At 61.2% G+C, this 7,978-nt stretch carries 4 protein-coding genes; 1 reads left to right on the plus strand and 3 read right to left on the minus strand.

Features of this window, described 5'->3' with window-relative positions; all coding sequences use genetic code 11:
• Positions 1 to 304: 304 nt before the first annotated feature.
• From ACI2KS_RS28545 to ACI2KS_RS28555, 3 genes are read right to left on the minus strand one after another with little or no spacing between them, the layout of a single operon-like run.
• Complete coding sequence (locus ACI2KS_RS28545) at positions 305 to 1,678, minus strand: HlyD family type I secretion periplasmic adaptor subunit (RefSeq protein WP_404624382.1); 1,374 nt, start codon at positions 1,676 to 1,678, stop codon at positions 305 to 307.
• Positions 1,668 to 3,821, minus strand: coding sequence for a type I secretion system permease/ATPase (locus ACI2KS_RS28550; protein WP_404624383.1), 2,154 nt, complete (start codon positions 3,819 to 3,821; stop codon positions 1,668 to 1,670). The genes ACI2KS_RS28545 and ACI2KS_RS28550 overlap by 11 nt, the downstream gene beginning before the upstream one ends.
• A 46-nt stretch (positions 3,822 to 3,867) precedes the next feature.
• A complete protein-coding gene (locus ACI2KS_RS28555; protein WP_404624384.1) occupies positions 3,868 to 5,217 on the minus strand; it encodes a TolC family outer membrane protein in 1,350 nt (449 codons plus the stop codon).
• 391 nt (positions 5,218 to 5,608) lie between these two features.
• Between ACI2KS_RS28555 and ACI2KS_RS28560 the strand changes: the two genes are divergently transcribed.
• Positions 5,609 to 7,978 (plus strand): retention module-containing protein (locus ACI2KS_RS28560; protein WP_404624385.1); only part of this gene is annotated, 2,370 nt, incomplete at its 3' end.

Raw genomic sequence — 7,978 nt, forward strand, 5'->3', positions numbered from 1 at the left:
GATTGAAAGCCATGACGGGAGCATGCCGGGTATTGGTTTGAGGGATGGATTTGGCGGGGTAATGCCGTGCTTTTGATTCTGGGCTACGTCCCGTAGGAGCGGGCTTGCCCCGCGAGCTGACGGGCACCGGCAGTAAAATCAGACGGTCCCGACAGATTAGACACACCGCGCTGGCAGTGTTTGCTGCCGCTTTGCGTCAGATCGCTGGCAAGGTGGAGCGCTACCCCGGCGAAGTCCCACGCCCTCCGGGCAGAAGCCGATTGGCAGCACGACATTGCTGCCGCGCTGCCGAATCAAGTGAGGATCAACGCTCGTGCAAGGCTTCGGCGCGAGCCTTCAGCACCGGCTTGAGCAAGTAGCTGAGGACGCTCTTCTTGCCAGTGATGATGTCCACCGAGGCGACCATGCCGGGAATGATCAGCAGCGGGTGCTCATCGGTACCCAGGTGGCTGCGGTCAGTGCGTAGCTTGATCACGTAGAAAGTGTTCTTCTTCTCTTCATCCTGAATGGTGTCGGCGCCGATCTGCTCCAGCTTGCCCTTGAGGCCACCATAAATGGTGTAGTCATAGGCGGTGAACTTGATCATTGCTTCCTGACCCGGATGCAGGAAGGCGATGTCCTGCGGACGGATACGCGCTTCGACCAAGAGGGTGTCGTCCAGCGGCACGACTTCGGCAATGTCGCTGCCTGGCTGAATCACCCCACCGACGGTGTTGACCAGCATCTGCTTGACGATGCCGCGCACCGGCGAAGTGACCATGGTGCGGTTGACCCGATCTTCCAGACCTTTGGCGGTGGACTGGGCCTTGGAAAGATTGGTGCGCGCTTCATTCAATTGCGTCAGGGCATCGCTGCGAAACTTGCCGCGGGTCTCGTCGATCTTGCGCTGGACCTCGGCGATGGCCGCCTGGGCCCGAGGAATGGCCAGGGTCGTGCCATCCATCTGCCCGCGGGTCTCCACCTCGGAGCGCTTCAGACGCAGGATATCCACCGGCGATACCGCCCCCTGGGCAACCAGCGGCTCGGACATGCCGATTTCCTGGCGCAGCAGGCTCAGGCTGTTGCGGTATTGCTCCTGCTTGGAGGCGAATTCGCGCAACTCCTGCTGGCGCTGGATCAGCTGCTGCTGAAGACCACCCACCTCATCGGCCAGTTGCTGACGACGACTCTTGTACAGCGACTCTTCGTTGGCGGCCTGGCTTGCGGCCGACTTGCGCGCTTCGGGGCTGATGTTCAGCGGACGATCATCGACTTCGGCGCTCAAACGTTCGACGCGCAGTTCCATGGAGACGCGGTCGGCTTCGGTTTCCCCGACGTTGGATGCGAAGCGGGTGTCGTCCAGACGAATCAACGGCGCACCGGCTTCGACGATCTGCCCGTCATGGGCGTAGATCTGCGCGACGATGCCGCCCTCCAGGTTCTGGATCTTCTGGATCTTGCTCGAAGGAATGGCCTTGCCCTCACCTTTGGTCACTTCGTCGATGACGGCAAAGTTGGCCCACAGCACCAGGAAGGTGAAAAACAGAATGACCGCCCAGATCGTCAGCCTGACGATGCGCGGCGCATCGTCGACCAGTGCCTTCTGCACCTCGGGCATGGGTTGCCCTTCAAGCGACGGAGCACCCTTGAAATAGCCGAACAGACCGCCGCCCGAATGTGGACCCGATTTAAGCAACACTGATCTGCCCCTTCTTCAACGCTTCCATCACGGCGGCTTTCGGCCCGTCGGCAAGGATCTGGCCACGGTCGATAACCAACAGACGATCAACCAGACTGAGCAGCGAGGCTCGGTGGGTCACAAGAATCACGGTCTTTTTCTCGATAACGGCTTGCAGGCGCTGCTTCAAGCGCTCCTCACCGGTGTTGTCCATGGCGCTGGTCGGTTCGTCCAGCAGCAGAATCGGCGGGTCGAGCAGCAACGCACGCGCCAGGGCCACGTTCTGCCGCTGGCCGCCAGACAGGTTCTGCCCGCGCTCCCCCACTTGCAGCTCGTAACCTTGCGGATGCAGACGGGCAAATTCATGCACCCCCGCCAGTTCGGCAGCCTGCAGCACCATCTCGTCATCGACGTAGCGCGCACCGCAGACCAGGTTGTCACGCAGGGTGCCGGCCAGCAGCTGGATATCCTGGGCGACATAGCCCACGTTGTGGCGCAGCTCGCTGACATCGATCTGGCGAATGTCCACGCCGTCGACCAGCAGCGAGCCCTCGTCCGGCTGATAGAGACCGACCAGCAGCTTGGCCAGCGAGCTTTTGCCCGAGCCACTGCGGCCGATGATGCCGATCTTCTCCCCCGGACGAACCACCAGATTGATGTTTTTCAGCGCCAGATTCTGCTGGTTGGGGTAGGTGAAATCGATGTTGCGAAATTCCATCGCGCCCTGCAGCACCTGACGGCTGAGCGGACGCTCGTCGAAGTTGCGCTCCTGCGGCAGATCCATCATCTGATCAACCGAGACCATCGTCACTTTGGCCTGCTGATAACGCGTCAACAGACCCGAGAGCGCGGCGAGCGGGCCAAGGGCGCGACCGCTGAGCATGTAGCAGGCGACCAGACCGCCCATGCTCAGGTTGCCGTCGATGATCATGTAAACGCCGAAGCAGATCATCGCCACACCCGCCAATTGCTGGATCAGCAGGGTGATATTCATCGCCAGACCGGAGAGGATCTTCACCCGCAGTTCCAGACGGCTGAGGGTGCCGATGGTCTGCTCCCAGTGATACTGACGCTCGCTCTCGGCGTTGTTGACCTTGACCGCATCCAGCCCGGCCAGGGTTTCGATCAGGCTCGACTGACGCTCCGCGCCCAGGGCCATGGTGCGCTCAAGGGTGGCGGTCAACGGCTTTTGCAGCAGGTGCCCGATGCCCAGGGCCAGCGGGAACGCCACGATCGGGATCCACACCAGATGGCCACCGAGCAGCGCGATCACCAGCAGGATGATCAGGGTAAATGGCAGGTCGATCAGGCTGGTCAGGGTCAGCGACGTCAGAAAGTCGCGCATGCCCTGAAACTCGTGAATGTTCTGGGCGAAGCTGCCCACCCGCGCAGGGCGAAACTTCATCGCCATGCCAACGATGCGTTCGAACAGCGTGGCAGAGATGATCAGGTCGGTTTTCTTGCCGGCCAGGTCCAGGCACAGGCTGCGCAGGCCCTTGAGCAACAGATCGAACAGATACGCGCCGCAGATACCGGTGGCCAGCACCCACAACGTCGCGGTGGCCTGGTTCGGGACCACACGGTCATAGACGTTCATGACGAACAACGGCGCGGCCAGGGCAATCAGGTTGATCACGAAGCTGGCGGCGATGGCGTCGGCATACAGCCAGCGCGACAACTTGAGGGTGTCCTTGAACCAGGAGCGCGCCCGGGGGATGAGCGAGCCTTTGGTTGCGTCAAATTTATGCTGCGGCTGGGCGAAGAACACCTTGCCGCTGAAATCCTGAACCAGCGCCTCGCGCTCGACATGCACCTCACCGCCGTCGCTTTCGCTGATCAGCAGGCGGGCGACGTCACCGTCCCAACCCAGCAGCACCGCACAGCGCCCCTCCTTGAGCAGCAACATGGCCGGCAGGGCAATGGCGGGAATCTGTTCCAGCTTGCGCACCAGCAACCGGCCCTGCAAACCGGCGCGGGCCGCCGCGCGAGGCAGCAGGTCCGGGCTCAGGCGCTGATCCGGCAACGGCAAGCCGGTGCTCAGCATCGCCCGGCTCGCCGGCTTGTGATGCAAGGCGCAGAGTGTCAGCAGACCGTCCAGCAACGGATCATCATGCTGGCTGCGCGGATCATGACCCAGTTGAGCCGAAGGTAATTCCAAATCCACGCTGACACTCTCTATAGCAGTTGAAAGAAGCCGACTCCGTCAAGAATCAGTTCATGCCCGGCAGTTTGACCGTCGGTTTGATATCGTTTTGCACAACCGATGCCAGCGGCGCCACGACACCCTGACTTTTCAGCAAGGTGCCGATGTCCGCTTGAATGCGGTATTGGGTGTAGGTCTTCAGGCTCTGCAGCTGGACCAGGCGCTGTTGCGCGGTGAACAGCTCGTTCTCGCTGTCCAGCAGGTCGAGCAGGGTACGCTCTCCGAGGCTGAACTGCTGCTGGTACGACGTACGGACGCTGGTCGCGCGGTCTACGTATTGCTGAGCGATCGGCACCTGTGCGGCGGCGTTATTGGCGGCGTTCCAGGCCAGGCCCAGCTCTTCGTTCAACTGACGCAGTGCGTTGTTGCGGATGTCCAGCGCCTGCGAGGCTTGATACGACTTGGAACTCAGGTCGGCCTTGTTGCTGCCACCGGCATACAGGTTGAACTGCATGCGCACCATCGCTTCCCAGCCATTGTTATGGCCTTCGTCACCACCGACGTTGTTGTCGGCGTTGCGGCCCAGCTCGGCATCGAAACGCGGGTAAAAGGTGGATTTGGCCGCCTGATACTGCTTTTCGGCGGCGGCGATGTCCGACTCGGCCGAGCGCAGCACCGGGCTGTTGTCGAGCATCTGACGGCGGGCTTCTTCCAGATCGGCGGGCATCAGGGCAAACGGCGCTGGCTTTTCCAACTGGTCGGGCAACTGACCAACGGCGCTCAAGAAATTGGTCTGCGCGTCGGCCAGATTAGTTTGTTCTGTAATCAAGTTGTTACGTGCCTGTGCCAAACGAGCATCGGCCTGATCCATATCAGCCATTCGTCCGACACCACGGCTGGTGCGCAACTTGATCTGATCGTAAATGCGCTCGTGGCTCTTCAGGTTTTCTTCGGCCAGGCGAACCATTTCGCGTTGGGTCATAACGTCAATATAAACTTGCGCAACTGTCAACGCAGTGCGCTCGGAAGTATTCAACAAAGAGTACGCCCGAGAATTGGCGGTGGCTTGTTGACGGCCAACTTCGTTACTTGTGGAAAAGCCGTCAAAAAGCATCTGGCGAAGACGCACGCTGGACTCGCCGCGGTTCAGCGTCTGCCAGTCATTGTTGCCGCCGATGGCGCGGGTGCTGGGGGTGTCCGAACCGGCCCGGCCGTAACCCGCCAAAACGTCGACGCGCGGCAGGTAGCCGCCCTTGGCCGCGCGAACGTTGTAGTCCTGCGCAATACGGGCGTTGACGCCTGCCTGCACCTCGGGATGCACGTCCATGGCCTGCTGCATGGCTTGTGGCAAGGTTTGTGCCTGCACAAAGCCTACTGAAAGGATGAAAGGTACAGCAGTGAAAAATTGCACACGCATTCTGGTTACTTCCCGAGAACGTACTTGTTTCAAAAACGCAGCAGAACACCGCCGCCGCATCGTAGAAATGGCCATTGAAGTGATCGTTGTCGGAGTGTTCTGAGGGCGTTTGGGATCACACAGCAGAAATAAGCGATCTCATCGAATATCAATGTGACATTACGGGTGCGATTGTTTAGGATGGCGCCCAATAGGTCAATACTTTGGCGAAAAGTTAATTCAAAAGCCGACCTGCTGCAGATCGGTATTTGGCGTCAAATATTTAACATTAACTAAATCAACTAGTTAATTATTTATTGCAATAAATTCTCAATATTCCGGCTCTTCGACGCCGCCCGCCCAGAGGCCGGCGCGCAGGGGAGCCACCGACGTAGATCCGGAGAGTCACCCCATGAGCAGTGTTGTTGCCATCGTCAAAAGCATTGTTGGCCAAGTAGTCGCAGTTTCTCCGGAAGGCATTCGCCGCGTACTGATCGAGGGTGACCGCCTGCTGGCGGGTGAGCAGATTCTGACCGGGCCGGAAGGCGCCGTGACCCTGGAGCTGGCCGACGGCCGCCATCTGGATATCGGCCGCGATACCCAGTGGAGCGCCGATGCGCCGACGTCCACCACCGACCTGGCTGAAGCGACCGCACAGGCAGCGCCGTCGGTGGCCGAGTTGCAGCAGGCCATCGCTGCAGGCGCCGACCCGACCCAGGATCTGGAACCTACCGCAGCGGGCGACACGGCTCCCGGCGCGGGCGGCGATGCAGGCGGTGGCCACAGCGTTGTGATGCTGACCGAAACCGCGGGTGTGGTTGACCCGACCATCGGCTACCCGACGGCGCCGATCGGCACCACCGCCGCCACCGGCATACTACAGAACGCCGCTGACGACGCGCTCAACACTCGCACTCCGTCCACGCTGAGCCTGACCGGCACCTCGTCGATCACCGAAGCGGGCGGCGTACTGGTCTACACCGCGACCCTGACCGTCGCTGCCCAGTCGGCACTGAGCGTGACCCTGTCCAATGGCCAGATCATCACCATCGAAGCCGGTCAACTGAGCGGCTCCGTCAATGTGCCCCTGGCCGACGGCAACGATGTGTACATCAACCCAAGCCAGATCAGCACCACCATCACCGGCACCTCTGGCGGCGACGGCATCGCGGTCACCACCGACCCGCAACCGGCCACTACCCAGGTCACCGACACCGTCGACACCACGACGGTCAGCCTGTCCAGTGACACAACGGCAACCGAAGGCGGCCAGATCACCTACACCGCCACCCTGACCAATGCTGCGCAAACGGCAGTCTCGGTGACCTTGTCCAACGGCGCAGTCATCAGCATCGCGGCGGGCGAATCCAGCGGCTCGATCAACGTCAATGCCCCGGCGAATGACGTCTACAAAAACACCTCCACCGTCACAGCCACGATCAGCAATGCATCGGGCGGTAACTTCGAGCAGCTGGCAATCGACGGCAAAGCGGCCTCGACTACCATCGTCGACTCCATCGACACCACGCGCGTGACCCTGGCAGCCAGTAGCACCGTCGCCGAAAACGGCACCATCACCTACACCGCCACGGTGTCCAACGCGGTGACCGGCTCCCCGGTCAGCGTGACGCTGGACAACGGCAAAACCATCACCATCGGCGTCGGCCAGACCAGCGGCAGCACTACCGCGGTCGCCACCAATGATGTGTATGTGGGCCATGCCGACATCAGCGGCAAGATCACCGGCGTCAGCGGCGGCAACTTCGAGAACCTGACGTTCAGCAGCACCCCGGCCACCACCACGGTTTCCGATGTGCGTGACACCACGACGTTGAGCATTTCCGGCCCAGGCTCCGTCACCGAAGGCGGCAACGCGGTCTACAGCCTGGCGCTGACCAACCCGACCCACGCCCCGGTGACCGTGACCCTGAGCTACAGCGGCACCGCCACCGATGGCACCGACTTCACCGCGGTCAAGACCGTAACCATCCCGGCCAACGCCAACGGCACCACCTTCACCCTCGCGACCACCGACAACAATGTGATCGACGGTACGCGTGATGTGACCGTGAAGATCGTGTCGGCCAGCGGTGGCAACTTCGAAGACCTGGCTGTCAGCCCCAGCGCGGGCAGCGTGACGACTTCGATTCTGGATAACGATATGCCGGTGGTGACGCCGCCTGCCGACAGCACGGCGCCTATTGTCGATCTCAACGGTGCAGCCAGCGGTGTCGACTTTGCCCTCGGCCTGACTGCCGACACCAAAGGCGTGTCCGTGAACATCGCTGACGCCGGCGCAACGGTATCTGATGACAAACACGCACTGACTGGCGCGACCATTGACCTCAAAGGTGGTTTTCCAGGCGACACGTTCGACATGAGCGCCGTTGATCTGAGCGGTACGGCTATTACCTTCGGCCCAGGCACTACCGACACTCACATCGTTCTCGTCGGCAACGGCACTGACGCCGAGTATCAAGCGATCATCAAAGCCATCACTTTCAGTACGACCTCCGACACCGCGGGTGTACGTTCGGTCGAAGTGGTGGTCACGGATGACGGGGGCAAGACCGGGATGGCCACTACCGCCATCAACGTAGTTGCACCTGGCACAACGCCGGTCACTGACACCACGGATCCTGTCGTTGACCTCAATGGTCCAGGCACGGGCGCCCAGGCGGGTGTGGACTTGACCCTCAGCCTGACCGGCGATGCCAAAGGCGTGTCCGTCAATATCGCCGATACGACCGCTACCGTTTTCGATGACAGCAAGGTCATCAAC

The organism is Pseudomonas sp. NPDC087358, assembly GCF_044900785.1.
In the GTDB taxonomy this organism is placed as follows: domain Bacteria; phylum Pseudomonadota; class Gammaproteobacteria; order Pseudomonadales; family Pseudomonadaceae; genus Aquipseudomonas.